Origin of the sequence: Porifericola rhodea (genome assembly GCF_030506305.1) — a bacterium.
Classification (GTDB): Bacteria; Bacteroidota; Bacteroidia; order Cytophagales; family Cyclobacteriaceae; genus Catalinimonas; species Catalinimonas rhodea.
Genome location: NZ_CP119421.1, coordinates 921,504 through 946,251, shown reverse-complemented (window position 1 = coordinate 946,251; position 24,748 = coordinate 921,504). Strand labels below are relative to the sequence as shown.

The 24,748-nt window shown below is 42.0% G+C and carries 17 protein-coding genes; 12 read left to right on the top strand and 5 right to left on the bottom strand.

Annotated features, from left to right (window positions below; genetic code table 11):
- Nucleotides 1-240 precede the first annotated feature (240 nt).
- Both glgX and PZB74_RS03970 read right to left on the bottom strand, forming a co-directional pair.
- Entirely contained in the window at nucleotides 241-2,451 is a 2,211-nt protein-coding gene (gene glgX / locus PZB74_RS03975; protein ID WP_302240972.1) for a glycogen debranching protein GlgX, read from the bottom strand.
- Nucleotides 2,452-2,586: 135 nt separating this feature from the next.
- Nucleotides 2,587-3,465 (bottom strand): c-type cytochrome, encoded by an 879-nt coding sequence (locus PZB74_RS03970; protein ID WP_302240970.1) that lies wholly within the window; start codon nucleotides 3,463-3,465, stop codon nucleotides 2,587-2,589.
- 374 nt (nucleotides 3,466-3,839) lie between these two features.
- Between PZB74_RS03970 and PZB74_RS03965 the strand changes: the two genes are divergently transcribed.
- The 6 genes from PZB74_RS03965 to PZB74_RS03940 all read left to right on the top strand — a co-directional run bounded on the left by PZB74_RS03965 (nucleotide 3,840) and on the right by PZB74_RS03940 (nucleotide 16,012).
- Nucleotides 3,840-4,439 carry an RNA polymerase sigma factor gene (locus PZB74_RS03965; protein WP_302240968.1) on the top strand — a complete coding sequence of 200 codons (600 nt, stop codon included), beginning with the start codon at nucleotides 3,840-3,842 and terminating at the stop codon, nucleotides 4,437-4,439.
- 156 nt (nucleotides 4,440-4,595) lie between these two features.
- Nucleotides 4,596-5,606: a FecR family protein gene (locus PZB74_RS03960; protein ID WP_302240965.1), complete on the top strand. Its 1,011-nt coding sequence runs from the start codon at nucleotides 4,596-4,598 to the stop codon at nucleotides 5,604-5,606.
- A gap of 542 nt (nucleotides 5,607-6,148) precedes the next feature.
- On the top strand, nucleotides 6,149-9,277 hold the full coding sequence (locus tag PZB74_RS03955; RefSeq protein WP_302242747.1) for a SusC/RagA family TonB-linked outer membrane protein: 3,129 nt from the start codon (nucleotides 6,149-6,151) through the stop codon (nucleotides 9,275-9,277).
- Between the two features lie 20 nt (nucleotides 9,278-9,297).
- Nucleotides 9,298-11,148, top strand: coding sequence for a RagB/SusD family nutrient uptake outer membrane protein (locus tag PZB74_RS03950; RefSeq protein WP_302240963.1), 1,851 nt, complete (start codon nucleotides 9,298-9,300; stop codon nucleotides 11,146-11,148).
- Nucleotides 11,149-11,300: 152 nt separating this feature from the next.
- Entirely contained in the window at nucleotides 11,301-14,663 is a 3,363-nt protein-coding gene (locus tag PZB74_RS03945; protein WP_302242746.1) for a VCBS repeat-containing protein, read from the top strand.
- A 2-nt stretch (nucleotides 14,664-14,665) separates the two neighbouring features.
- A complete protein-coding gene (locus PZB74_RS03940) occupies nucleotides 14,666-16,012 on the top strand; it encodes a vanadium-dependent haloperoxidase (RefSeq protein ID WP_302240962.1) in 1,347 nt (448 codons plus the stop codon).
- 67 nt (nucleotides 16,013-16,079) lie between these two features.
- Here PZB74_RS03940 and PZB74_RS03935 read toward each other — a convergent pair whose 3' ends face one another.
- Complete coding sequence (locus PZB74_RS03935; RefSeq protein ID WP_302240960.1) at nucleotides 16,080-17,039, bottom strand: aldo/keto reductase; 960 nt, start codon at nucleotides 17,037-17,039, stop codon at nucleotides 16,080-16,082.
- 87 nt (nucleotides 17,040-17,126) lie between these two features.
- Nucleotides 17,127-17,630, bottom strand: a complete 504-nt coding sequence (locus PZB74_RS03930; protein WP_302240958.1) for a peptide deformylase — start codon at nucleotides 17,628-17,630, stop codon at nucleotides 17,127-17,129.
- 242 nt (nucleotides 17,631-17,872) lie between these two features.
- Here PZB74_RS03930 and PZB74_RS03925 point away from each other — a divergent pair, with 242 nt between their 5' ends.
- The 5 genes from PZB74_RS03925 to PZB74_RS03905 all read left to right on the top strand — a co-directional run bounded on the left by PZB74_RS03925 (nucleotide 17,873) and on the right by PZB74_RS03905 (nucleotide 21,786).
- Nucleotides 17,873-18,232 (top strand): nuclear transport factor 2 family protein, encoded by a 360-nt coding sequence (locus PZB74_RS03925; RefSeq protein ID WP_302240956.1) that lies wholly within the window; start codon nucleotides 17,873-17,875, stop codon nucleotides 18,230-18,232.
- A 135-nt stretch (nucleotides 18,233-18,367) separates the two neighbouring features.
- On the top strand, nucleotides 18,368-19,834 hold the full coding sequence (locus PZB74_RS03920; protein ID WP_302240955.1) for an arylsulfatase: 1,467 nt from the start codon (nucleotides 18,368-18,370) through the stop codon (nucleotides 19,832-19,834).
- A 395-nt stretch (nucleotides 19,835-20,229) separates the two neighbouring features.
- The gene (locus tag PZB74_RS03915) at nucleotides 20,230-21,027 is read left to right on the top strand and encodes a PhzF family phenazine biosynthesis protein (protein ID WP_302240954.1); all 798 of its coding nucleotides are present in this window, start codon (nucleotides 20,230-20,232) and stop codon (nucleotides 21,025-21,027) included.
- A gap of 45 nt (nucleotides 21,028-21,072) precedes the next feature.
- Nucleotides 21,073-21,393 carry a Dabb family protein gene (locus tag PZB74_RS03910; RefSeq protein ID WP_302240953.1) on the top strand — a complete coding sequence of 107 codons (321 nt, stop codon included), beginning with the start codon at nucleotides 21,073-21,075 and terminating at the stop codon, nucleotides 21,391-21,393.
- Between the two features lie 162 nt (nucleotides 21,394-21,555).
- A complete protein-coding gene (locus PZB74_RS03905) occupies nucleotides 21,556-21,786 on the top strand; it encodes a hypothetical protein (RefSeq protein ID WP_302240952.1) in 231 nt (76 codons plus the stop codon).
- Nucleotides 21,787-21,886: 100 nt separating this feature from the next.
- On the opposite strand, the gene PZB74_RS03900 is transcribed toward PZB74_RS03905, so the two are convergent.
- Nucleotides 21,887-22,195 (bottom strand): hypothetical protein, encoded by a 309-nt coding sequence (locus PZB74_RS03900; protein ID WP_302240951.1) that lies wholly within the window; start codon nucleotides 22,193-22,195, stop codon nucleotides 21,887-21,889.
- A 500-nt stretch (nucleotides 22,196-22,695) separates the two neighbouring features.
- Between PZB74_RS03900 and PZB74_RS03895 the strand changes: the two genes are divergently transcribed.
- The gene (locus PZB74_RS03895) at nucleotides 22,696-24,747 is read left to right on the top strand and encodes a phospholipase D-like domain-containing protein (RefSeq protein ID WP_302240949.1); all 2,052 of its coding nucleotides are present in this window, start codon (nucleotides 22,696-22,698) and stop codon (nucleotides 24,745-24,747) included.
- Nucleotide 24,748 lies beyond the last annotated feature (1 nt).

Genomic DNA, 24,748 nt, shown 5'->3' with positions numbered 1-24,748 from the left:
TTGAGGTTCTTCCACGGCAGAACGTGGCTTAGTTTTGATGTATTGAGTAGTCTGGGCGTCAGTCTGTGTTGAAATAAAAAAATGACTGATCTAAAAAAATGCTTATGTCTATTATTATATACGTACTTAAGCTTGGCAAAGGTTTTGGCAAGTATGGAAAGAAGCGCGTTATCTAAAAACGAATAAAGCCTCTGGCTTGATGGAAACCTAGCCAGAGACCTTCATAATAGCTTACACCTGCTATTTGTGCTTGTGTTTTTTCTTTCTGCGATCTACTTTCTTCAACAAATAAAGAGAACGAGAGTGTAGGGTTAGTTCTTCTGAAACCAGCTTATCTTCTTCCATACGTTCTGGTTGGTAAGAATCTACGAGTACATCCCAGTGGGCATTTCTCAGACGTTTAGGAAATGTAAAGGGCACATCTTCCCAGTAACTGTTGACCAGCAATAGGTACACGCCATCACTAATTTGGTTACCTCTTTCATCATATTCTTCCATAGCCTTACCGTTTAGCTGCATTCCCAGGCATCGTACGTACGAGGAGTTCCAGTCTTTCTTCGTCATATCTTTACCGTCGGTACGTAACCACCGTATGTCTTTAACGCCAGAGCCATGCACTTTTCTACCCAGAAAAAACCTTCTCCTACGCATAATAGGTGAGCTGGTACGGATCTCTATTAGGCGACGGGTAAACTCATAAAAAGCCTGATGTTTCTCGTCCCAGTTCCAGTTAAACCAGCTAATTTCATTGTCTTGGCAATAGACATTGTTATTACCATGCTGAGTACGGCCATATTCATCTCCCATACTAATCATGGGTATACCCTGGCTAAAGATAAGAGTAGACATAAAGTTACGCTTCTGCCTCTCTCTCAGCTCAATAATATCCGGATCATCAGTAGGACCTTCTACTCCACAGTTCCAGCTCAGGTTATGAGACTCTCCATCATTGTTACCCTCCTGGTTAGCTTCATTATGTTTTTCGTTATAACTCACCAAATCGTGAAGGGTAAAACCATCGTGCGCAGTTATAAAGTTGATGCTGGCTGTAGGTTTTCTTCCGGTAGACTCATACAAATCGCTACTTCCGCTAAGTCGGTTAGCTAACTCACCTACTTGGCTTTCATCTCCCTTCCAGAAGCGGCGTACACTATCACGATACTTACCATTCCACTCACCCCACTGTACCGGAAAATTACCCACCTGATAACCTCCTTCACCTACGTCCCAGGGTTCTGCGATCAGCTTTACCTGCGAAACAATAGGGTCCTGATGGATCGTATCCAAAAAGGTAGACAGCTTACCTACTGCGTGTAAGCCTCTTGCAAGTGTAGAGGCCAGGTCAAACCGGAAGCCATCTATCTGCATCTCAGTTACCCAGTATCGTAGGCTATCCATTACTAGCTGTAGTGAACGAGCATTCAGCATATTAAGGCTGTTACCAGTACCCGTATAATCCATATAATAGCGACGATTATCTTCTACCAGGCGATAGTACGCAGCATTGTCTATACCCTTAAAGCATAGAGTAGGGCCATAGTGGTTGCCTTCTGCCGTATGGTTGTATACTACATCCAGTATTACTTCAATACCAGCCTGATGGTAAGCTTTAATCATCTCTTTAAACTCTATCACCTGCTCACCCATATTGCCAGATGAAGAATATTCTGAGTAAGGAGCAAAAAAGCCAATACTATTATAACCCCAGTAGTTACTCAGCCCTTTGTCGTCCAGGTCTTTATCGTTTACAAAATGGTGTATGGGTAGTAGCTCAATAGCAGTAACCCCCAATTGCTTAAAGTATTCAATTACCTGGGGTTGAGCCATACCCTTGTATGTGCCTCTAAGCTCTGGATCTATATCCGGGTGTTGGGCGGTAAAGCCTTTTACGTGTACCTCATAAATAATAGTTTTGTGCAGTGGCGTATTGGGCTTTTCTATACCTTCCCAATCAAATCCAGAGTCAATAACTATAGATTTATTCATACCTGCCGCACTGTTTTCAGTGTCCATGATCAGGTCACGGTCTTCTTCTTCGGAGCTAATGGGGTAGCCAAAGATAGCGCTGCTCCACTCTATTTTTCCGTTAATAGCTTTAGCATAGGGGTCTATTAACAGTTTATGTTGGTTAAAGCGCACGCCATTTTGCGGATCATAAGGTCCATCTACCCGATAACCATAGAGCTGACCCGGCTGCATATCTGGTATGTAGATGTGCCATACGTGGTCTGTCTGCTCTGTAAGCTTAATGCAGGCATGCTCTTCTTTATCAGAAGAGTTGTCAAACAGGCAAAGATATACTGCGGAGGCATTTTCACTAAAAAGAGCAAAATTTACTCCCTGACCATCATAGGTAGCTCCTAATGGATAAGGCTTTCCGGGCCAGGTTTTATAGTCTGTATTTTTTGAGTAAGAAATCTCTGAGATCTCTGGTTCCATTGTTTCGGGCATACGATTAAAAAATAATGTGTTATGTTCACTCCTACTGTAACCAATAATTTTGATAAAGGTTGTAGTGTATGAAAAATATAAAAAGACTATTGGTTATATGGGTTTTTATGTGAGTTACTATGATAATTTCACTAATTAGGGTTGGTTTTTAAGGAATATGTAGAGAGATTTTAGTTCTTCATCAGTAAATTCTTTTGTCATTTGCCAGGGCATAAACTCATTTTGCATATGCTTACCTTCGGGTGTTTGTCCGGTACGAAGGGCCTGTATAAAATCCCTTTCTGACCACCGGGCCAGATTACCACTGGAAGTAATATCCGCCACAGGAGGAGAGTTAGGGATTTGCGGACTGCCACCCTTGAAATTACTGTAATGGCAGCCGGTACAACTAACGGCAAGGTATTCCCCGAATGCTGGGGATACACTTTTGTCCATATCAGCGGGTGGGAGAAAGTCATGGTCAATCATTTCTACCGGAAACATATGCATTTTTCCAAAAAAGTTAAGAAGCTTTCCTATAGGTCTTATCTCTAGCTGTGGTAGTTGCTGATCTACTGCGGCAACTTGCGTGCAGTAGGCGAGCAAAGCGGACATATCTCTATCAGTCATGTTGGCAGTTTCATGGGCTGGCATAAAAAGCAGGGGCTTCTGGTCGGGGCCAACTCCATGACGAAGGGCTCTTACCCAATCTTGCAAACTATATTGGGCTCCGATTCCGCCTTCACCTCTGGTAAGGTTAGAGGGAACAAGTCGTCCGAGAGCCGGGTCATCTATCATTACTTTGCCTCCAAGGTCCTGCCCATGGCAGTCAGTACATCCTTTGATAATAGCCAGGTGTTTACCCAACACCAGGTTGGTAGAATCATATACTACTTCGGGTGCATGGGCCTCATAGGAGTAGGATTGGTTTGCCCGCTGAGCAAAGTCCCAGGATACAAAAGCGTAAAAGGCCAAAATGATAATTAAGAGACTTACAACGGTTAACAGGAGAAATTTTAATATGCGCTTAACCATAGCATTATAGTTTAGGTTGATTATACAGGAAAATAATAAAGTGCTGACTATGGTAGAAGGGCTAATGCTGAATAGGGGGACTTAGTGCCCGTACTTAATCTTAGTAAAGCCATGTGACTTAGAAGTGAACTTAAAAAATTTTTAAAATTTCTCCAAATAATATTGTTAGTAGCTTATGTTTTAAGCTACAATTAGGCCTATGCTTATCTGTACTTAATATAGCAGAACCGTTGTGCTAAGAGTAAAGCCATACATTTTACCCAATTATATATGAGTTTTAAGGTAAGCTCCTTTGAATTTGTACAAATTACTTTTAGCTTGACTTGATTAAGCTACTAAGACAACTATTACAACAACCTAGATTTACCAAACCTATGGGGAAAAGAGATAACGCAAACACGCTCCCACTACAATGGGAAGAGGTGTACGTAGAGTTTGGCCCTATGCTCTATAATTACGGACGCAAAATTACTCCGAACATAACACTAATAGAAGATAGTATACATGATGTATTTGTAAAACTACTTAAGAAGCCAGAGAGCCTTAAATCTATTAAGAATACTAAAGCATATCTTTTTCAGTCGTTTCGCAGAGAGCTTTTAAGTAAACTAAAAGATAGTCAGCGAAACTCCTCCTTTACTGTAGAAAAGGAGTTAGCACTTTTTGATATTGAGCTTTCTAAAGAAACTATTCAAATTGCCGAGGAAACATTTGCTGAACAGGAGCAAAAACTAAAGCATGCGCTGCAACAACTTTCCCCCCGCCAGAAAGAAGCTATCTATCTTAAGTTTTATGAGAATTACAGCTACGAAGAAGTAGCAGAAATTATGAAACTAGACAAAGCTGCACTCTATACGATGGTTTATAAGTCTTTGAGTCAGCTTAGAAAATCCTTACATGCCAGTTCATCAAGACCTCTTTCGCTCAAGTACAATACCTTATTTAAATTATGCTGTTGTATTTTTTACCTGTAACTTTCGGTTAAATTGTTATTAATATGTGTTGTTTTTTATAAAATTGTTAATAATAGCAATAGTATGTTAACGGTAGTGAAATAGTTATAAATTTTTTCTGATTTCTTGGTCAAATTTTATAGCAAAGCTGCTCTATACTAATATACTAGAGCAAGCATGACCTACAACGACTACTCAGCATTAGATTTCGCTGCCGATGAGCATTTTCAGCAGTGGGTGCTCACCCAGAATGCAGAAGCCACAGATTTCTGGCAAACCTGGATACAGCTGCACCCAGAAAAACAGTCGGTTATTAACGAAGCACGTCTTCTGCTGGAGGCTAATCGTTACGAGAAAGACGTATGGCCTTTTGAGCGAATGCAAGCAACTCGCGAACGAATTGAGGCAAGCTTGAAAAAAAATAAAAGCGCTGATACAGCGCCATCTAAAGTACATACTTTTCGTTCTTGGTATTCCATAGCTGCTTCCGTAGCATTATTGCTGAGCGTAAGTTTGGGAATATATTTTTTTTACCAGGGAGAGCAAAAGTTTACTACTACCTATGGGGAAACCATGCAGCTAAAACTACCAGATGGGTCTGAAGTAATGCTCAATGCTAATTCCAGTTTAAGATTTTCCGAAAACTGGCAGGAAAAAGGAGAAAGAAATGTATGGCTGGACGGAGAAGCATTTTTTAAAGTAAACAGACATACCGCTGGTAATGCAAAAGAGGCGGTCAAATTTATAGTTCATCTGGAGGATATTGATGTAGAGGTAGTAGGTACCATTTTTAATGTTAACAATCGGGCAGGCAAAGTAGAAGTAGTGCTGGATGAAGGTATTGTAGACCTGAAAATGACAGGTGGAGAAAGGCTGAGAATGGAACCTGGAGATATGGTTGCTTATTCTGCCGAGACTCAATTGATAGATAAAACTAATGCTAATCTTACTAAAGTAAAAGCCTGGCAAAACCATCAAATGATACTAGATGGACAGCCTCTTTCTGAACTGGCTGTACTTATTAAAAACTACTATGGATTGGAAGTGGACTTTGCTTCCAGGCAGGTGGCTGAAAAAAAGGTGAAAGCTACCTTACCTACAGATAATCTGGAGCTGGTACTGGAAACCTTAGAACTTATGCTCAATGTGCGGTCTGAAAAAGAAGACAACCGAATAATACTAAGATAACAATCACAATTTTTTCACACGCAAATTAAACTACTCATGTTATGAAGAAAAAACTACCGTTTCGTGTGCAGTTAGCGTGCTTACTGGCTATAGTCTATAGTCTGAGCTACGTAATACTGCCCCAGCAACAAGCTGTTGCCGGTAATCTTACCAATAACTATCTGACTGAAAAAGATAGTGGCAAAGCACAGGATAAGAATAAGCGAACGCTCAAAAGCGTATTGGAGCATTTACAATCAGAGTACAAAGTATATTTTACCTATGATATCACATTGGTAGAAGATCAGAAAGTAGAAGTTTCTGAAAACAATGCGAAAGGTTCTGTAGACGATATCTTAGAAGGCTATCTTTCTCCCCTTGACTTGCAATACCGTAAGACAGGAGAAAAGTATTATGTGATTTATCGAGAAAAATCTAAGGTAGATAAAATACAGCGTACTGCGCCTCAGCAGGGAGAAGCTCAGCAAGCAGATCCTCGTCATAAGAAAGATGCTCAGCCCTGGTTAAGCTCTACCGAAGCTCTACCTCATCAGGTAAAAGCCATGGAAAAAAACATCTCTGGTACAGTAACCGATGCTGACGATGGTTCAGGGCTACCAGGAGTTAACATTCTAGCTAAAGGTACTACCATAGGAACCATTACTGATGTAGATGGTAACTATAATCTAAGTGTTCCAGATGAAACTACCACTCTGGTTTTCTCTTCTGTAGGCTACGAAACTGTAGAAGAAGAAATAAACGGCCGTACTACGATTGATATGGCGCTGATGCCCGATATACAATCTCTCTCTGAGGTGGTAGTTGTAGGCTACGGCGAGCAGAAGAAAGTAACAGTAACTGGTTCGGTGGCCGCAGTTGAAGGTCAGGAACTGACTAAGTCTCCTACAGTTAACCTTTCAAACTCTTTGGCAGGACGTATACCCGGGGTATTTGCCATAAACAGAAGTGGTGAACCTGGCGCTGATGGTTCTGCTATTCGTATCAGAGGCTCAAATACTTTAGGTAATAATGATGCTTTGATTGTAATTGATGGTGTACCTGCCAGAGCTGGAGGTTTTGAAAGGTTAAATCCTGCCGACATAGAAAGTGTATCAGTTCTTAAGGATGCATCTGCTGCAATTTATGGAGCACGTGCGGCAAATGGAGTAATCTTAATTACTACAAAGCGTGGTAAAAGTGGTAAGCCAGAGCTTTCCTATTCTGTCAATCAAGGTTGGGCACAACCTACACGAGTTCCTGATCTGGCGAATGCATCTCAGTTTGCAGAGATGAGAAATGAGCTGGAGATTTTTAACTTGCCCGTAGAAGAGTGGGGAGCAGCTCAGGCTGCGTTTGACTCAGAAGGAAGCTACACACGTGCTAATGGTTCGGTAGTAGAGGCGCCCTACACTCCTGAAGACTTTGAGTTATTTAGAAATGGTTCCGACCCCTGGGGGCACCCTAATACCGACTGGTACGATGCCACACTAAAGAACTGGTCTCCTCAGGTGCAGCATAATTTGCAGCTTTCTGGTGGTACAGAAGATTTTAGGTATCTGGCCTCGTTAGGGTACCAAAATCAGGATGCTTTTTACAAAGATGCAGCCACCGGCTACAAGCAGTATGATATCCGAATCAACCTGGATGGAAATATTAATGAGTACATCAAAACCTCTATTGGTATTCTAGGGCGTCAGGAGAATCGTTTTTATCCTACTGTTTCTGCAGGGCAGATATTCAGAATGCAGATGAGAGGAATACCTACTTCACCTGCTTACTGGCCTAATGGTTTGCCTGGGCCGGATATTGAAAACGGAACCAACCCTGTTGTAGTAACCACCAACCAAACCGGCTATGATGAAGATACTCAGAACTATATCCAGACGAATGGCTCATTGGAGATATCTATACCAGGTGTAGAAGGATTAAAAGTAACAGCTACAGCTGCGGTTGATAAGCGCATCCGCCAAACCAAAAGATGGAACACCCCCTGGTTCTTATACACCTGGGACGGAGTTACCTACGGTGACGATGGAGACCCTCTACTAGTAAAAGGTGCTAGAGGACCGGCCGAGCCCAATCTGAGCCAGGGGAACGAAGACCAGCTTAACATACTTTTAGGCGCTACGGCTAATTATACAAAAACATTTGGAGAACATAATGTAACTCTTCTCGCGGGTGTTAATAGAGAGACTATTGAGTATAGTGGGTTTAACGCTTACCGCCGTTTCTTTATCTCTGATGCAATTGACCAGCTATTTGCTGGAGGAGATGAGCAAAAAGACAATGGTGGAAGTGCCTGGGAGCGTGCACGTCTAAACTATTTCGGTCGTGTAGCCTACAACTATCAGGAAAAATATCTTGCTGAATTCTTGTGGAGGTTTGATGGGTCTTATATGTTTCCTGAAGATACCCGTTATGGATTTTTTCCTGGTGTGCTAGCTGGCTGGGTTGTTTCAGAAGAAAACTTCTGGAAAGATAATATAAGCTTTATGGACTTCTTCAAAATACGAGGTTCGTGGGGGCAGATGGGTAATGACCGTATTTATTATGATGCTAACAGCAATGGTAATATTGATGGAGATGAACCATTACAGGAATATAGATACCTTTCTACTTATGGCTTTGATAGCTATATTATAGGTGGACAACCCGTAAAAACATTATATGAGACTTGGGTGCCAAATCAAAGTATAACATGGGAGGTAGCTAACAACGCTAACTTTGGGGTAGAAGGTCAGATGCTGGAAGGTAGAATCTTCTTTGAATTTGATTATTTCATAAATAAGCGTACAAATATTCTTTGGCCTACATACGGCTCTGTACCTCAGTCTACAGGTATGACGCTGCCACCGCAAAATGTTGGCGAAGTTAAAAACCAGGGGTACGATTTTAATGTAGGTTATAATGGTGAAATCGGTGACTTAAGCTTCAGTGCGAGTGTAAATGGAGGCTATGCACAGAACGAGATTCTCTTCTGGGATGAAGCTCCTGGCGCTCCGGCCTGGCAAAGAACTACAGGTCGCCCAATGTATACATATCAACTGTATGAATACGATGGAGTATTTGCTTCTCAGGAAGAAATAGATGCAAATACTATAGATTATAGCGCGCTAACTAATACACTGCGGCCCGGTGATATGAAATACAAGGATATTTATGGGCCGGATGGAGTGCCTGATGGTAAAATTACTCCAGATGATCAGATCAGAACGGACTTTACTTCTAACCCTACTTTCCAGGGAGGGATTAACCTAAGCGCCAACTATAAGAATTTTGACCTGACAGTATTATTTCAAGGTGCTACAGGAGCAAAACTATTTGTAATTACTGAATCTGGAAGTATAGGAAACTACCTGCTGGATACTTACGAAAATCGCTGGCAGATAGACAATCCTAGCAGTGTGCATCCGAGAATTGCCGACAGAAACAATCAGTGGTACTCTACCAACAATACCTACTGGTTAAGAGATGCGGATTACCTTCGTCTGAAAAACTTTGAAGTTGGTTACAACCTTCCTCAGGGTATTCTGGAAAGAGTGGGTATTGGTAACATGAGGGTATATGCTAACGGACTAAACCTGTTTACGATTGATAAACTCAAAGTGTTAGATCCAGAGTCTGGAAGTCAGTCTGGACAGTATTACCCTCAGTCACGCATCATCAACTTAGGTGCTACTGTTACATTTTAAGCATAAATCAAAGCAAAGAAATGAACAAAATTAAATATATATACATCACGCTCTTTGCATCTCTGGCGGTAGCTACGAGCTGTAATGATGATTTTGTAAACACTAAACCGCTAGATCTGGTACCTGCTGAAGATACCTGGGTTGATGGCGGTTTATCTGAAGCCTTTGTTACGAATATATATTCAGGCTTTGGCAATGGTGGGTTTGATGAGCAAATGCTTGCTTCTCTTACAGACGAAGCTTTATTCACACACCCTGGAAGAGGTATCAATACAATCACTGAGTCTCGTTCAAACCCTGCTGATAGGGGGTGGATCAATAATACGATTGACTGGGATGATATGTATAGGTATATCAGAGCGGCTAACGTAGCTTTAAGCAATCTGGAAACGCCTCAGTTTGAAAATACAGAGCTTGCCACGCGCCTTAGAGGTGAGGCTCATTTTATGAGAGCCTACTATTATCATCAGATTCTTCGTTATTTTGGAGGATTTCCTATTGTTGATAGAGTTTATGAATTAGATGAAGAAAGTTACTCCTTGCCTCGGAGCTCCTTTGAAGACTGCGTTGATTTTATTGTATCAGACCTGAATTCCGCAGCAGAGCTATTAGAAGGTATGAATATGGAAGCAGGGAGAGCAAGTGTAGAAGCTGCAATGGCACTAAAAGCTCGTGTATTGTTATATGCGGCAAGTGACCTTCATCATATACCTACTGCTTCTGCACAGTCAAGTACTATAAGTGGTTTCTCTAATCAGGAACTTCTGGGCTATACAAGCGGTGATCAAATGTCGCGTTGGCAGGCAGCAAAAGATGCAGCTAAAGCAGTATTGGATAGAGGTAGTGGATATAAAACAGATTTAATGGAGCCTGTATCGCCGGAAGAAGGAGAGCAGAATTATGAAAATATTTCTTTAGCGCAAGAGGGGGGAGAAGATGAACTTATTATGGCTCGCTACTTCGTGAATCAAAAGCAAGAAAATGGCGGAAGAATAGGTTTATATAATGGCCCTAACGGATACCATAACTGGGCAGGAAATACCCCTACTCAAAACTTAGTGGACGATTATCAAATGATGGATGGAAGTGAGTTTGACTGGAGCAATCCTGATCATGCAAACAACCCTTACGAAAACAGGGATCCTCGCTTTTATGCTTCAATTTTGTACGATGGTGCAGACTGGAAACCTCGTACAGCTGATGTAGCTGCTAAAGATCCTGCTAACCAGATTCAGACAGGCTCTTACGAGATTGTGCAGGATGGTGAAGTAGTTACTTTCTTTGGATTGGATACTCGTCAAAGCTCAGTGGAAGACTGGAACGGTACGCGTACTGGCTATTATATGCACAAGTTTATTAATAAAGATCCAGACATAGTAGACCAGAACACCTGGCAGGAGGTTCCGTGGCCTATTCTGCGTTACACTGAGGCCATATTAAACTATGTAGAAGCTTGTATTGAATTAGGAGAAGAGGCTGAGGCTAGAGCCTGGTTAAACAAAATCCGTTTCCGTGCAGGTATGCCAGCTATTACTTCTTCTGGTGACGAGCTAATGGAAGAATATAGAAACGAAAGAAGAGTAGAGCTAGTGTTTGAAGAGCATCGCTACCATGATGCCCGTCGCTGGATGATCGCGGACGAAACTATAGGACAGCAAGTTGAAATTATTAGTATAGAAGGTACTCTTAAACCGGGTGAGAGCGTAAGTCTATACAAGTACGATCCCGAAAAATACAACTATGAGTATACTGTTCAGCAGATAGATCCCGGTATAGAAAATCGCCAGTGGCTGGATAAGATGTATTTCTTACCTATCTCTCGCGATGAAATGAACCGAAACGAGGCATTGGTCCAAAATCCAGGATATTAATCAGCTAATCACTTTGAACTTTTTTAAAATCTATGCTAGTTGTAAAATACTAGCATAGATTTTCTGTTTAAAGGCACCTCTAAAGTTTCATTAAATTGATTCGTACTACACACAACCTAATCTATCGGCTATGCCTCTTAGCTGTATTGGCTATGGTTAGCCCGGCTTGCGATAACAATACCCCCGAAAAACAAAGGCAGGTCAATGAAAACAACACCTCCTCTGAGCCTCCATTGTTTTCGCTTCTCTCCCCACAACAAACGAACATAGACTTTAATAATCAGCTTACCGAAGGGTTAAATACTAACGTAATGGCCTATGAGTATTTTTATAATGGAGGGGGTGTAGCTGTAGGCGATGTTAATAACGATGGGTGGGAAGATATTTATTTCTCAGCTAATATGGTCTCCAATAAACTATATCTAAATGAGGGACTAGCTGAAGGTAGCGAGACCGTTACTTTTCAGGATATTACTGAAGTAGCTGGAGTAAGTGGTAAAAAAGCCCCATGGAAAACTGGAGTGAGCATGGCAGATGTTAATGCTGATGGCTGGCTGGATATTTATGTGTGCTATTCTGGCAATGTGAAGCCCGAAAACCGGAAAAATCAGCTGTTTATCAATCAGGGAACGGACTCACTAGGGATTCCATCTTTTAAAGAAATGGCCGAAGAGTATGGCCTGGCAAGTGCCTCTACCAGTACCCAAGCCTCCTTTTTTGACTATGACCTGGATGGTGACCTGGATATGTTTTTGCTAAATCACAGTCCATTTCCTTTGCCCGTGTTAGATGAAGCCTCCACAGCGGACTTGCTCAGTAAAGAAGATGCTACCAATGGTCCCCGCCTGTTTAGAAATGAAGGAGGGCAGCAACCCCACTTTACAGATGTAACGGGCCAGGCTGGTATTCTGAGTACATCTCTCTCTTATGGATTGGGCGTAGGTGTTTCTGATATAAATAATGACGGCTGGCCTGATATCTATATTTCTAATGACTACTCTATACCCGACTTTCTTTATATTAATAATCAGAAGGGTGGGTTTACGGATCAGATACAGTCGCAGCTAAGCTATACCTCGCACTTTTCTATGGGCAACGACATTGCGGATGTCAATAACGATGGTCTGCACGATATTTATACGCTGGATATGCTGCCCGAAGATAATAGAAGACAAAAGTTACTTTTTGCACCGGATAATTATGAGCTGTTTGACTTAAACCTCAGAGTAGGTTTTTATTATCAGTATATGCGGAATATGCTGCACATCAATAATGGTTATGTAAACAGCCGCCAACCTTCTTTTAGCGAAGTGGGGCAAATGTCGGGTGTGTCAAATACCGATTGGAGTTGGGCTGCACTTCTGGCAGATTATGATAATGATGGATGGAAAGATCTCTTTGTAACTAATGGATATGTCAGAGACTTCACCAATATGGACTTTATGAAGTATATGGGAGACTATCTTAAGCGTAGGGAAGGAAACCTTATGCGAAAAGATATTCTGGAGTTGGTGTATCAGATGCCTTCATCCAATGTGGTCAACTACATTTATAAAAATGAAGGGGGCCAAAGTGCCGTTAATACTTTCTCTGACAAAACTACTTCCTGGGGGATGCGAATTCCCTCCAATAGCAATGGTGCAGCTTATACGGATCTGGATAATGATGGAGATTTGGATTTGGTAGTTAACAATATCAACAAAGCTGCATTCGTATTTCAAAATGAATCAAACCGTTTATCGGACCACCATTATCTTCAGGTAAAGCTGGAGGGAGCACGTAAAAACCCCTTCGGAATAGGTGCAAAGGTAATGTTATATGCCCAGGGCGAAACACAGTCACTGGAGCAGATCCCTTCTCGTGGCTACCAGTCCAGCGTCTCTCCGGTTTTACATTTTGGCTTAGGGCATAAAGACAAGATTGATTCTGTAAGCGTCATATGGCCAGGTGGAAGTAAGCAGGTATTAGACACAGTCAGAGCTAATCAGCGAATTGTTTTAAGAGAACAGCATGCAACACAGCAACATGCTTATAAGCATAATACTCAGGCTATAGCGAAAGAAGTACAACCTCCACTTTCTTTTAGTCATCAAAGAAACAAAATCAACGACTTTAAGAGGCAGCCACTAATGGTAAATCCGCTTTCTTTTTCTGGCCCTTGCCTGATTAAAGGAGATGTAAACAGCGATGGTCTGGTTGATATTTTTGTGGGGGGGAGCAGTGGTCAGGTAGCAGCTGTTTACTTACAGCAGGCGTCAGGCAAGTTTATCAAAACACCTGGCCCGGCATTTGAAGAAGATAAATTTAGCGAAGATGTAGACGCAGTCTTCTTTGATGCGAATGCAGATGGCGCTTTGGACCTGTACGTATGTAGCGGTGGGTACAACAATTTTATGCCGGAAGATAAAGCTCTTCAGGACAGATTGTACCTTAATAACGGTAGTGGAGGCTTTACCAAAGCAGCAGATGCGCTACCGGATATGCTGAGTAGTAGCAGTTGTGCGAGAATTACCGATCTTGATAAAGATGGAAGCCCGGACATTTTTGTAGGAGGAAGGGTTATCCCTGGTCGCTATCCGGAAACCCCAAAAAGTTATATCCTTATTAACGACGGATCAGGCAAATTTAAAGACGCTTCGGCACAGACAGCTCCCCAACTTAGTTCACTGGGTATGGTTACCGATGCCGCCTGGGTAGACCTGGATGCCGATGAACAGGACGAACTAATAGTGATAGGAGAGTGGATGCCAATACAGGTATACAGCTATAAAGATGGTGCATTAATAGAAAATACATCCAGCTATTTTAACAAGGAGTATAGCGGATGGTGGAACAAGCTTCTTGTAGAAGACCTGAATGCGGATGGTAAAGTAGAGTTAGTATTGGGCAATATGGGGCTTAACACCCAATGCAAAGCAAGTGATAGTCAGCCTGCCGAACTGTTTTACAAGGACTTTGACAATAATGGCTCTGTAGATCCTGTTTTTTGTTTTTATATACAAGGTAAAAGCTATCCGGCAGTAACCAGAGACGAATTTTTAGATCAGATCACTATGCTTAGAACTCGTTTTCCCGACTATAAAAGTTATGCAGACGCACAGCTAAATGATATTTTTACCGAAGAAGAGTTAGAAGGGGTAAATCAACTCAAAGCTAATGAACTGAGAACTTCCCTTTTTGAAATGGGCAATGATGGTAAATTTATTTCCAAAGCTTTGCCCGAAGTGGTACAAGCTTCTCCAGTATTTGCCATCAGTACTTTAGACTACAATAATGATGGACACAAAGATTTACTACTTGGTGGCAACATTAGTAATGCGCGATTACGCTTCGGCAGGTGTAATGCTAACTATGGCATGTTGCTACAGAATGATGGAAAGGGTAATTTTTCTTATATACCTCAACAAGAATCTGGCTTTGACCTAAAAGGAGATATGAGAAGCATTGTTAAGCTAGATAATACGCTACTTTTTGGAATGAACCAGAATGAACTAAAAGCCTATCAACTGAAGTAGATATGAAGAAAAGTTTAATGGTACAACTACTAAGTGTAGCTCTGCTGATGTTGGGCTGTAGCCCTAAACCGGAAGACCTGCCGCAGTTTAGTAATGCAGACATCAGCAAACTTATGACTAAGGTTACTGAAGTTATGGTTCATGATGTAACTAACCCACCGCTGGCAGCTCGCTTTTTTGCCTACATCAACCTCTCCGCATACGAAGTAATGGCGCAGCACGATACCAGTCTGAATAGCATGCATGGCACCCTTAATGTGTTTCCAAAAATCATCGCTCCTGAGGCTGCTAACTATTCTCCCTCGCTAAGTGCGATCTTAGCCATGATGCATACTGCTAGTAAAGTACAGCCTTCTGGTAGCATGATTCTGGACTTTGAACAACAGTTTCTGGACTCTTGCCTGGAGCTTGGATATACAGAAGAAATAATCCTACAGTCAAAAAAATATGGCGAGGAGGTAAGTAAACAGTTACTGGCATATGTTTCTGAAGATGGGTACAATAAGATTAGTAACTTTCCTAAATACACGCCTGTAGAAGGAAAAGGGTATTGGTATCCTACACCTCCGGCTTATTTTGCGGCAGTTGAGCCCCACTTTAATACCGTTCGTACGCTCACATTGGATTCTGCCAGTCAGTTTAAGCCAGCTCCGCCTGTAGCTTTTAGCGAAGACAAAAATTCGCCATACTTCAAAATGCTGATGGAAGTATACGAAGAGGGTAAGGAGCTTCCACTAGAGCATAGAAAAATTGCTTCCTTCTGGGATTGTAATCCTTTCGCAATGGAAAAGAGTGGCCACCTGATGGTAGGCCTAAAAAAAATATCGCCTGGAGCTCATTGGATCGGGATCACAGGTATTGCCTGCGACAAAGCCGGCAAAAGCTTTAGTGAAGCAGTGAAAATACATACTGTAGTGGCAGTAGGCTTAATGGATGCATTCATCTCCTGTTGGGACGAGAAATACCGTAGTAATCGTATTCGTCCGGAAACAGCAATTCGTAAATATATAGATCCTACATGGGAGCCTCTCTTACAAACGCCACCGTTCCCTGAATACACCAGTGGGCACTCCACCATATCTGGTGCAGCAGCAGTAATTCTTACTCACTATTTTGGTGATAATTTTAGTTTTACGGATGATGTGGAGGTAAGCTATGGCATACCTGCACGAGATTTTCCTTCATTTATAACCGCAGCTAAGGAAGCGGCTGTATCCAGGTTATATGGTGGTATTCATTATCGTGATGCTAACGAAAACGGTACTGCTCAAGGGCTTAAAATAGGTGAGTGGGTGATAAACAGAGTGGAAAAAGAGAAAGCTATGCCGGTAGCCATTGACCAACATTAAAATAAATAAGCACATAAAAAAAGCTGAGAAACAATTTCTCAGCTTTAAAATTCTTTAAAGCTCAGTTTTACTCATTCCACAGGCTTTCCAAAGTGTACGAGTTGTCTTCCATCGCCCAGAATGCACCATCTATAAAACGGTAATGCTTATCCAGATCTGCGATAGTTTGCAGGTCCTCTTCACTTAAATTGATTTTTGCAGAGTCTATATTCTGCTGTATACGCTCAGGGTTTACAGACTTAGGAATAACAGCAGTGCCTCTATTAACAGCCCAGCTGATAAGCACCTGTGCTGCAGAACAGCCATGCTTTTTAGCAATACTGTGGATAGTTTTGTCTTCCATCAGTACAGGAGCATCTTCTTTTTTAGAACGTGCAGGGCGATCACCAGAACCTAGAGGAGAATAAGCCGTCATATGAATACCTTCGCTTTCGCAAAAAGAGACCAGCTCCTTCTGCTGAAGGTAAGGGTGCATCTCTACCTGATTCATCTCTGGCTTTATGGTGCATGCTTTAACCAGATCCTGAATCTTCTTCTTGCTAAAGTTAGACACACCAATGTGCTTAGCCAGACCTTCTTGATTAGCCTGCTCCATACCCTTCCACGTTTCAGTAAGAGGTACTTCATCCAGGCTCAGAAATTTATCTGCTCCATCAGGGAAACCCAGCCCTACTTCGTTTTTCAGAGCTACCGGCCAGTGTACCAGATATAGGTCTACGTACTCTAGCTGTAAGTCTTCCAGCGTTTTTTTAAGTGCGGGAAGTACCTCCTCCTGTCGGTGAGAGTTGTTCCATAGCTTGGAGGTAATCCAAAGCTCCTCACGTTTTACAATTCCGTCATTAAATACTTGCTGTAGCGCTTTACCTACTTCAGGCTCATTACCATAAATAGCAGCGCAGTCAATATGGCGATAACCACTTTTAATAGCCGCAATTACCGCATTGTATACATCACCCGGATCAGACTTCCAGGTTCCAAGCCCTATGGCGGGCATTTTATCTCCGTTTTTAAAAGTTAAATTTTCCATACTTTTAGGAATAAGGTTGAACTTAAAATGTTTGAAAAAATATAAATAGTGTGCCCCTCAAGCTCAGGGAGCCTTGCTTTTAAAGCTTTAGCCATATGTATTTCTCCAGCGGTAGGCCTGTGTATCTATTGCTCTCTGAGTAGCTAATATGCCTTCCAGATGATCATATTCATGCTGGAGAAGTTCTGCTATACTGTCTTTTGCTTTTATCTGTTGAGCTTCGAAACTATCATTGTAATAATCCATCACACAATGTCGGTGTCTGGCTACTTTTACCAGCAGGTTCGGAAAGCACATACAGTCGTCCCAAACTTCAAACTTTTCTTCACTCAGATAGCTAAATATCGGGTTAATAATGACCACAGGCTTGTCAATGTGCATATAAATCAAACGAATCTGGTAACCTAACTGGGGCGCCGCTATGGCGCGAAAAGCGCCGTATTTTGCTTTAAACTCAAAAAGCACTTCCTGTAGTTCCTGCACCACAGACTGTATAAGTGGTAAGTCTTTTTCTTCAAGTATTCTGGACTTTTCGTACAGACGGGCATCACCTAATAGTAAAACTTTACTTTCGTGTCTAGTTTGCTCCATATAGCAATCAAAAAATTACCAGTCTAATATGTTTAGTTAGCCTGGCAAACTATTATAAATTTATAGAATAAGTTATAGCTAACCTACCTAAGGGTCTACGGTCATATGGTAGTAAAGATAGGGGAGCTTTTCTTTTTGCCAGTATAAAATTCATTCAGATTTAATATCACTTTCTAAACAAAGTTTGATAAAAGCAGTAAATACATGTATATACAACTATTTTTTTTTAAACCCTTAATACCATGAGTTACAAAGAGAAAGCACAAGACCTGTACAACATGATTGGCCAGGGCCAACTTCTGGAAGGTTTTGACAAGTATTATGCAGAAAATGTAGTAATGACCGAACCACGCGGCACTCGCGAAGGTAAGAGTAGCTGCCGTGACTATGAAGTTCAGTTTCTAAACAGTGTAGAAGCTTTTCACGGGCAGGAAATTAAAAGCATTGCCGCTGATGAAGACAAAGGCGTAGTTTTTATTGAGGTAGCGATGGATGTTACTTTTAAAGGCGGACCACGTGTTAATATGGAGCAGGTAGCCGTACAGCAATGGGAAGGAGATAAGATCGTACACGAACGCTTCTACTATGACAATGCCCAATAGTGAGCAAAAGCGTAGTTAAATTTTAAGTAAAGAAACAACCGGCCAAAGCGCCGGTTTTTTATTGTTTGCCTGCAATTAATCTTTTAACTTGAAAGTTTTAAATCTGCAACTACCAACAACCTAAATCATTAGACAATGGAAATCCGCACAAGTCTTGTATTATGTGCATTTGTTTTAGCCTTATGCTTCTCCTGCTCTGGCCCGCAGAAAGAAGAGGCCAGCAACCCTGAAAAAAGAAAGCCAAATATTGTATTTATTCTGGCAGATGACCTGGGCTATGGCGATCTGAGTGTGTATGGGCAAACACATTTTCAGACACCCAATATTGACCAACTTGCTAAGGAAGGCATGCTGTTTACCCAACACTATTCTGGAAGCACCGTATGCGCTCCCTCCCGCTCTGTTATCATGACTGGTCTGCATACCGGACACACCTATATTCGTGGGAATAAAGAAGTAAAACCCGAAGGTCAGCATCCTCTGGCGGATAGCGTACGTACACTACCTGAATTGTTAAAGGAACATGGCTATGTTACCGGAGCTTTTGGCAAGTGGGGGCTGGGGTATCCTGCCTCTGAAGGAGATCCCCTCAACCAGGGCTTTGATCGCTTTTATGGCTACAACTGTCAGCGGCTAGGGCATAACTATTACCCTTATCATCTGTGGGATAATGAAGAGAGGGTAATGCTGGAGGCGAATGCCGACACCGCCAAAGGTACTTATGCTCCCGATCTGATCCATAAAGAAACGCTTAGTTTTATTGAACAGAATAAAGATACTAGCTTCTTTCTGTATGTGCCTTCTATCATTCCTCATGCAGAGTTAGCTGCTCCTGAGGCTTATATGGAAAAGTATAGAGGTAAATTGGAGCCAGAAAAATCATATGAGGGATATGACGAAGGTCCGGAATATCGCCTAGGACCCTATGAGTCGCAGGAAGAAACGCATGCTGCTTTTGCTGCGATGGTTAATGTGCTGGACGATCAGGTAGGTGAGATCATGGCTAAATTAAAAGAACTGGGCATAGATGACAATACCTTGGTAGTATTCTCCAGCGACAATGGGCCGCACCAGGAGGGTGGTGCCGATCCTGAATATTTCAATAGCAATGGTCCTCTAAAAGGCTTCAAACGCGACCTGTACGAAGGAGGTATTCGGGTACCTACTATAGCCCGCTGGCCTTCTAAAATTGCTGCCGGTAGTGAGAGTGATCATATTTCTGCTTTTTGGGATTTGTACCCCACTTTTGCTGAAGTAGCAGAAATACCGGTAGAAAAGAATATTGATGGTATCTCTATGCTACCTACTCTTTTGGGTAAAGATGGTCAGCAGCGACACGAATACTTGTACTGGGAGTTTCACGAAAAGGGGGGACGCATAGCAGTACGTAAAGGTGACTGGAAAGCCGTACGTTATGGCGTGCTTAAAAACCCTGACAGCCCTCTGGAACTTTATAACCTGGCAGAAGATATAGGTGAAGAAAACAATGTGGCTGAACAACATCCAGAACTTATTGCGGAAATGAACGAGATTATCCAGAATGCACGTACGTCTTCAGATGTGTTTGCCTTTGGGGCTGACACATATTTGGGATCAAAATAATTTATTGAAAACAGTGCTTAAAGCCTCATAATACCAAATTATGAGGCTTTTTTGTTGAGGTACAAACCCCTTCTAACTCTTTTGTACTTTATTGCTTATATACTGCGCCAGGCATACTAAAATAAACACATGCCAGTATTTAATCTCATTCTCACGAGTAATGTAGATTTGATGATTATAGAAATGACTGGTATATACTTTTGTGGATTGCTTAACAGCTTATAAAAACCAGCAGGAATACAGCCTCATGCGTGCATTAACATTGATCAAATACTAGCCCAGCCTATGATATAAATTCACTGGTATCCTGAAGATTTTTTAAGAACACGGGTTTTCAGTCTTACAATTTCCTTTAGATTTGAAGAAGTAACTTTTTAAACTGTAAATCAATAGCTATGGAAAGCTCATTCTCTCTGATAGAAGTTTTTAATGATCCTGATAGGGGGTATAAAGGTAATACCTCCACTGTTGTGTGGCTAGATAAGGTGCTAGACGAAAATAGTATGCAGGCGATAGCGGCTGACTTTAACCAACCGGCCACTACTTTTCTATGGCAGACCGAAGATCAGAAGTACCATGTACGCTGGTTTGCTCCGGATGCGGAAATTAATCTTTGTGGGCATGGCTCGCTGGCAGCTATCGTATACCTTTCTCAATACCGTGCTTTAAAGGGAGCTGTAGTCCTGCATTTTCAGGAAGGGCAGCTGGAAGGTGAACTTAAAGATGAGGGTAGCTGCGCGATTACGCTGGACGAAATACCTGTCCTATCCGAGGAGGAGGCTCCCGATGTGCTGGAAGAGGGTTTGGGAATAGCCGTGAAAGGCTACTATGTCACTCCCAACAAGAATATTGTATTAGTAGACAATGAAGAGGCACTGTATAATATGAAGCCCGACTTTGCTAAACTTCGTGAGTCAGCAGCTTTTGGATATGCTGTTACAGCTCCTGGCAATGAGGTAGATTTTGTAAGTAGAACACTGGTGCCTCACGTACAGCAACTGGAAGACCCTGCTACAGGCTCTTCTCATGCCGCTCTGGCTCCTTTCTGGGCACAAAGGTTAGGCAAGCGACTTATGGTTGGCCATCAGTTGAGCAAAAGAGGAGGAAGGTTTAACTGCGAGCTTCTGGAAGATAAAGTAGTATTGAGCGGACAGTTTAGCATACTGGCAGAGGGCAAATGGCACCAGCGCTAGCCATCAAAAGCAAAACAATTACTATTCAAACCTATAAATTTTATTATGGAAAACTCATCTGAACTACTACATCATGTATTTTTCTGGCTTAACAATCCTTCTTCCGAAGAAGACTTGAATCGTCTTATTAAGGGAGTAAAAGGGCTGCGTGAGATTGACCCTCAGAAAAAAGTGAATGTAGGAGTACCGGCTAAAACGCCTAAGCGCGATGTCATAGACGACTCATATGATGTATCACTACTAATTTCATTTAATAGTGTAGAAGAGCATGATGCTTATCAGGACCACCCGCTCCACCATAAATTTATTGATGAATGTGCTTCTCTATGGAAGAAAGTACAGGTTTATGACTCGCAGGACGTATAATGCCTGAAGAATAGCAACTACACTTGTAAAATGCTGTAACACTGGGTGTTTTCAGTAGTACATACACAACCACCTATGTTACAGCATTTTATTTTTTCCTTCTTAAGCAAGAAGCATTTATCAACTTTTCTCTGTTTACTTATAGCTTTTTGTTAAGACGCTTTGCTTCTGGCACAGCCTTCTCAAAGTGTACCTCCTAATATCGTATTTTTACTTACCACCGACCAGCGGTGGGATGCGCTGGGCTATGCCGGCCACCCTATCATTCATATTCATGAGATAGACAGGCTAAGACAGCAGGGGCTCTACTTGTCACTACACCAATATGTGCTGCCAGCGGGACCCGTTTCCCTACAGGACTGTATGAGAGTAGCCATGGCTATACCTTGCTAAAGTAAGCACCAGATAATCACCTAAACCTTTAGACATAAAAAAAACCTGCCTTAACGCTAAGCAAGGCAGGTTTTGGTTTAGTTGTTTGTATAAAAACAGATTACTCTACTGGGTTACCCTCAGCATCGTAAGTTACGGTACTAGTGTCAGTACCATCAGAGATGCTTAGCTCGTACTGTATACCTTCGTCTGTTTGCACTTCGTATACGGCAGTTACTTCCATTTCGCTGTTCTCTGACTCTTCAAAAGCAGTTTTAACAGCCTGAGGAAGTTCCTCATAAGTAATTTCTTTGCGGTTGTCCTGAGCAAATTCCGCTACAACGTCCTGCTTTACTGGCAAAGCAAATGCAGTGGCAGAAGCAAATGAAAAAGTAACTAAAGCACTGAAAACGATAATTGAACGTTTCATAATTAAAAATTTTAATGAGGAAAAATAAATTAGGTTATGCGCGCAGTAAATTTAGGATTAACAATCGTGCCAGTCATATGCAAAGTGTAAGTGTTTGTTATTTAGATGTTTAAGAAATAAATCTGGATTAGTTTAATGACCTCATTTTGTGGTAGAGCCACGTGTTTGTGCCCAATGTGGGGAATGTTTCTACATGATGGAAAAGCTTTGGCACCAGCTCGTAATTTTAATTTCTGACAAACCTACCCAAAATTGGACTTTTGATCTGTACACCTATCCTTTACTTATTCCATGTACTCAAGTTAGAGGTGTACAGTTATGCTTAAGATTTTACTAAAATTTTTCTTTTTGTAGATAAGCTAAACACAGACAATACGTTCTACTCTCATAACTGAACATAAACTAGAATATCTGATATAAGAATATTTACGCCATAAAGCCTGAAACCTATGGCTTTTTATACCTGATTCTCGTTAACTATTTAAACTAAACAGAAGCCTATGTTTGGGAGTAATGGCACTATTGACCAGCAGATCATCTATACTCGGGAAGAAATTTACGTACGCTTGAAGCAAGAACTTGCAGAGGCACGCTCCGAGATACTTATCGCCGCAGAGCGATTTACTCATCAGGAACTCTATCAACTCCTCAAAGAAAGGCTGAGTGCCGGGCTAAAGGTAGAAATTATAGTAGAGAACTACGATAGAGACAACTCGCCTACACTAAACCAACTGATGTTACAGGGCGCGAGTGTGCTTAGCTTACCGTCCGAAGGCAATGAGTTATTGCCTCAAAAGTTCTGTATTGTGGATAAAAAACTAGCGATCTACGGTAGCTATGAGTGGTACCTGCAAGAGTCCTGGACCAGTCAGCAGGAGAGTATTATGCTGAGCCATCATCAGCCCACAGTAAATGGACTGTTGGATGAGTTTACTTCCTTAAAAAACAAAGCTTTTAGGCTGGAAGGTGCTAAAAAGCCATTGCTCCATCAGTTACGAGCTTTTTTTGGGTTACGCCCAGCCCGACAGCTCAAAGATAGTAGCCCTCGGCTTAGCGAAAACGCTGTTCAACCTATAGTGGCAGCAAAAGATAAGTACGAAGACTATGAGCAGGTGCTGGATAGTATGATTGCTGCCGAAGTAAGCAACTTTGACCGTGAACTTGTACGCCGACAGGGTTACGAACGTGCCCAGGCCAACAATGGCGATGCGCAGGTGCTTCACAAAGCATTGGATAGCGTATATTCAGTCTTTGTCAACGAAATTAATCTGGTAGAAGGCAAAAAGAACAGGCTGCTCAGCAAAATAGAGGAGCAGCGTATTAAAAGCACCGAAAAGCTAAAGGAACAGCAAAGCCTGCAACTCTCTACCCTGGAAGCTCAGTGTGATGCCAGAGGTGAAGGACTTCGCCATAAAGTTACCAAACTGGAATCGCAGATTGCGGTACATGAAAAAGAGATAGAGGGTATCCGTCAGCATAAAATTCCTGCCCTGGAAGACAAAAAGCAGCAGATAGATTATCAGATAAAAGCACAGGAGAGAGAACATATTAAGCCTGCATTTAAATGGTTTGAGTTTATTCCGGTGGTGTTTATTAATTTGGGACTGCTGTTTTACCTTTTCTTTTTCTACTCCTCTGCGGCATATATCCTCTTATTTAGTGAACTGGATGCGAAAGAAGCGCGCCTGAGAGGCATCACTGTCAACCCACCGGAAGTATTTAATCCTGAAGCAATAGCTATGGCCACCGAAAAAGGCGGCTCCGCTCTTCTGTTTATCACCCTCTTTGTCTTTGTTCCGCTGTCCCTTGCGCTGATAGGCAGGTTTGTAAAAGACCTGAAATGGTGGGGTAGTGCCCTTATGATACTGGGTATTATACTGGTAGATGCCTTTATTGCTTACAAGGTGGCCGAGGCCATACACAATGTTGACTACCTAACCGGAAATGTAGATGTGCTTTGGGAGTTTCCGATGGCTTTTGAAGATCTGAATTTCTATCTGGTATTTATATTAGGCGCTTTAGGCTTAATGCTCTTTAAAATTACCTTTGAAAAGTTGATGCGCTTTTTTGAAGAGCGTAATCCTGACCTTAATGCTCAGAGGAACCGGCAGCACATACGCCATCTGGAAGAGGAAGCCGCCAGGCAACAACAACACAAACTGGAGCAGGAAGAAGAAATAGCACGCATAGAGAAAGAGATCATTGCCCTAAAAGCTGAAATCAATATCTGCACTGAAGAAATTAGCAAGCTGCCGGCCCATAAGACACAACAGGCAGAAAATAAAAAGATGGAGATTGCCCGCCAAATGCAAGCTGTAGAACGCATAACGGATGTGTACAAAACTCATCTGGAAAATGACATACTGCCAATCTCGGTAGACTCCGTAAAAGACCGCATCAATGTTTTTCTGGAAGGCTGGAATGACTACCTGCATAGCGAGTATGCAGTAAAGCGTGCGATAGAAAAATCACAGGCCGCTGCCGAAGTTGCCAGCCGTTGGCAATCTGAAAAACTAAGTGCCAAGCGATACGACCAAAGAATTAAAACCTAGT

Excerpts from the sequence above, each read along its gene's own strand:
- glgX (WP_302240972.1), bottom strand. The coding sequence starts at position 2,451 with ATGCCCGAAACAATGGAACCAGAGATCTCAGAGATTTCTTACTCAAAA.
- PZB74_RS03970 (WP_302240970.1), bottom strand. The coding sequence starts at position 3,465 with ATGGTTAAGCGCATATTAAAATTTCTCCTGTTAACCGTTGTAAGTCTC.
- PZB74_RS03965 (WP_302240968.1), top strand. The coding sequence starts at position 3,840 with ATGGGGAAAAGAGATAACGCAAACACGCTCCCACTACAATGGGAAGAG.
- PZB74_RS03960 (WP_302240965.1), top strand. The coding sequence starts at position 4,596 with ATGACCTACAACGACTACTCAGCATTAGATTTCGCTGCCGATGAGCAT.
- PZB74_RS03955 (WP_302242747.1), top strand. The coding sequence starts at position 6,149 with ATGGAAAAAAACATCTCTGGTACAGTAACCGATGCTGACGATGGTTCA.
- PZB74_RS03950 (WP_302240963.1), top strand. The coding sequence starts at position 9,298 with ATGAACAAAATTAAATATATATACATCACGCTCTTTGCATCTCTGGCG.
- PZB74_RS03945 (WP_302242746.1), top strand. The coding sequence starts at position 11,301 with ATGGTTAGCCCGGCTTGCGATAACAATACCCCCGAAAAACAAAGGCAG.
- PZB74_RS03940 (WP_302240962.1), top strand. The coding sequence starts at position 14,666 with ATGAAGAAAAGTTTAATGGTACAACTACTAAGTGTAGCTCTGCTGATG.
- PZB74_RS03935 (WP_302240960.1), bottom strand. The coding sequence starts at position 17,039 with ATGGAAAATTTAACTTTTAAAAACGGAGATAAAATGCCCGCCATAGGG.
- PZB74_RS03930 (WP_302240958.1), bottom strand. The coding sequence starts at position 17,630 with ATGGAGCAAACTAGACACGAAAGTAAAGTTTTACTATTAGGTGATGCC.
- PZB74_RS03925 (WP_302240956.1), top strand. The coding sequence starts at position 17,873 with ATGAGTTACAAAGAGAAAGCACAAGACCTGTACAACATGATTGGCCAG.
- PZB74_RS03920 (WP_302240955.1), top strand. The coding sequence starts at position 18,368 with ATGGAAATCCGCACAAGTCTTGTATTATGTGCATTTGTTTTAGCCTTA.
- PZB74_RS03915 (WP_302240954.1), top strand. The coding sequence starts at position 20,230 with ATGGAAAGCTCATTCTCTCTGATAGAAGTTTTTAATGATCCTGATAGG.
- PZB74_RS03910 (WP_302240953.1), top strand. The coding sequence starts at position 21,073 with ATGGAAAACTCATCTGAACTACTACATCATGTATTTTTCTGGCTTAAC.
- PZB74_RS03900 (WP_302240951.1), bottom strand. The coding sequence starts at position 22,195 with ATGAAACGTTCAATTATCGTTTTCAGTGCTTTAGTTACTTTTTCATTT.
- PZB74_RS03895 (WP_302240949.1), top strand. The coding sequence starts at position 22,696 with ATGTTTGGGAGTAATGGCACTATTGACCAGCAGATCATCTATACTCGG.